This is a genomic window from Marseilla massiliensis, from assembly GCF_016899855.1.
Taxonomy (GTDB): Bacteria; Bacteroidota; Bacteroidia; order Bacteroidales; family Bacteroidaceae; genus Prevotella.
In genome coordinates this window covers 1-1,111 of sequence record NZ_JACJJG010000214.1, presented here as the reverse complement: position 1 = coordinate 1,111, position 1,111 = coordinate 1, and the positions used below count along the sequence as shown (strand labels likewise).

At 49.8% G+C, this 1,111-nt stretch carries 1 protein-coding gene; it reads right to left on the bottom strand.

The genetic code is table 11. The features are described from left to right. Window positions 1-42: 42 nt before the first annotated feature. Window positions 43-867, bottom strand: coding sequence for an LPS export ABC transporter ATP-binding protein (lptB, locus tag H6A34_RS14440; protein WP_205106084.1), 825 nt, complete (start codon window positions 865-867; stop codon window positions 43-45). Window positions 868-1,111 lie beyond the last annotated feature (244 nt).

Below are 1,111 nucleotides of genomic sequence, written 5' to 3'. Positions count from 1 at the left end.
TACTCTAACTACCGATAACTACTTTAACTACTAAAAAATAATCTATCCTTCCTCAGCCTCGCGTGCCCTCTTCTCCTCGTCGATAAGCTGAAAGTCCTTCTTGCGCAGCACGAAACTGTTGGTAAGATACTTCTCGCGGACAATCTTGTTTTCCGACAGTTCCTCGGGAGTGCCTTGGAAAAGGATACGCCCCTCGAAGAGCATATACGCACGGTCGGTAATACAGAGGGTGTCCTCAACGTTGTGGTCTGTAATGAGAATGCCGATGTTGCGGTACTTCAGGCGCCATACAATGTGCTGGATATCCTCAACGGCGATAGGGTCGACACCGGCGAAAGGCTCGTCGAGCATGATAAACTTAGGGTCGATGGCAAGGCAGCGGGCAATCTCCGTACGCCTTCGTTCGCCACCCGACAGACGGTCGCCGGTGTTCTTGCGCACCTTCTCGAGGCGGAACTCCTTAATAAGGCTCTCTAACTTCTCGCGCTGCGCGGCGCGCGACAGCCCTGTCATCTCGAGCACAGCGAGGATGTTGTCCTCGACACTCAGCTTGCGGAACACGCTCGCCTCCTGCGGCAGGTATCCTATTCCGGCCCTGGCGCGCTTGTAGACAGGGAAGTCGGTTATGTCCTTGTCGTCAAGATAAATATGGCCGGCGTTGGGCACGATAAGGCCCGTGGTCATGTAGAACGACGTCGTCTTACCCGCTCCGTTGGGGCCGAGCAGACCCACGATTTCACCCTGCCGCACGTTAATCGAAACGTCGTTTACCACCGTTCGCTTACCGTACCGTTTTACAAGGCCCTCTGTACGCAACACCATATTGCCGCCATGGGCGGCCTCAAGATTATTGTTTATTTCGTCCATCAATGCTTGTTTTTGTTGCAAAAGTAGTAAAATTGTGTCTAATAATACATTATAAAATTAAAAACTCACGGCATTATTGTAGTTTTTTACGCATTTTTGGTTACTTTTGTAGCGCAGAACACAAGTTCTTTAGTAGACAAGCAGACAAGTAACAAGCAGACAAGGAGATTTCATACGATAATCGAACTATAAGTCTGTAAGTGAACGATATATGCCAATAAGCCCGCAAGCAAGGGTAACATCC